2 protein-coding genes are annotated in these 1,191 nt (G+C 38.9%); both read left to right on the top strand.

The window, feature by feature from the left end:
- Positions 1-349: 349 nt before the first annotated feature.
- The gene (locus AWH66_RS18475; protein WP_063605338.1) at positions 350-598 is read left to right on the top strand and encodes a hypothetical protein; all 249 of its coding nucleotides are present in this window, start codon (positions 350-352) and stop codon (positions 596-598) included.
- Between the two features lie 47 nt (positions 599-645).
- A complete protein-coding gene (locus AWH66_RS18480) occupies positions 646-1,089 on the top strand; it encodes a PIN domain-containing protein (protein WP_143081538.1) in 444 nt (147 codons plus the stop codon).
- The last annotated feature ends 102 nt before the right edge of the window (positions 1,090-1,191 follow it).

The following is a 1,191-nucleotide window of genomic DNA, read 5'->3' on the forward strand; positions in this document are numbered from 1 at the left end:
GTGATTAGGACTTCGTGTTCGACTGCCTCATCTTGGCCAAGGCAATAGCCGCTAAAACAGGCCGTATATATGGTAGTTAACCTGCGCTTTTAATTATGCTACTGACTTGCAAAACAGGGGGAGACCATATATGTGAACAACGCGACCACGAAACTAAACCATACCACCGTAAACACCACACTCAAAGATGGAATGAAAAACGCCAAGCGTTGAGAATCACTCTTAAATGCTTTGTTATGCCTTTGATTTTGGGAAACTGAAAATTAATCTCTTTATAATTTTAGCTAGTATGTTGGCTACGTAACCCTTACAATCCTGAACAGTTATATCGTTTTCACTAGGAGTTAGCATGGCTATTACAGCACAAGAAGCATCACATAATGCAGCAGAATACTTTCGAGAATTTACCCAAGATGTTTACAACTTGGCTATTACAGTGGAAGAAATCGAAAAAGACGTTGATCATTGGCTTATCACCCTAGGCTTCGCACAAAAAACATTCTCAATCAGTAACCCCGCCGCTAAAGAATATAAGCAATTTAAAGTAGACTTAGAAACTGGCGAAGTTTTATCAATGAAGATTCGTACACTTAGCTAATGTCAATGCTAGATGACCTACTTCGTAGATACCGAACATCCGGGGTTATGTTGGATACTAACCTCTTAGTGATGTATTTAGTTGGCATCTATAACAAAGACTTAGTACCTCAATTCAAAAGAACTGAAAAGTACACTGTTGATGATTTTGAGTTTCTAGAGTTCTATGTAGGGCAGTTTGAAAAACTAATCGTTACCCCCCACGTTTTAGCAGAAACATGGAATTTTATAGAAAAAATCCCCAAACACGAATTTGATGATTTTCTTACTAAGGTTGTGCCTCATTTAGAGGTATTTGAGGAAGAGTACGTAAATAAAACAACTTTACTATCATCAAAAGGGTTTAGTTACATAGGTGTTACTGATATGGCTGTTATTCAAGCAGCAAAATCAAGAGCATGCTTTGTGATTACCGATGATCTCAGAGCTTACGCTCAATTTTTCGAAAATGGTGTTGAGACAATTAACATCAACCACCTTAGAACTGTGTGATGCCCTAGTCTGGGCATCACAACCTCTAGCACAAAAGGCATAACGCCCTGTTAAGGTGATGAGATGGTCTCCCCCTACCACTTCACATGTCTATCAGCCATG

It is taken from the genome of Vibrio barjaei (assembly GCF_001639065.2).
Classification (GTDB): domain Bacteria; phylum Pseudomonadota; class Gammaproteobacteria; order Enterobacterales; family Vibrionaceae; genus Vibrio; species Vibrio barjaei.

Excerpts from the sequence above, each read along its gene's own strand:
- AWH66_RS18475 (WP_063605338.1), top strand. The coding sequence starts at position 350 with ATGGCTATTACAGCACAAGAAGCATCACATAATGCAGCAGAATACTTT.
- AWH66_RS18480 (WP_143081538.1), top strand. The coding sequence starts at position 646 with ATGTTGGATACTAACCTCTTAGTGATGTATTTAGTTGGCATCTATAAC.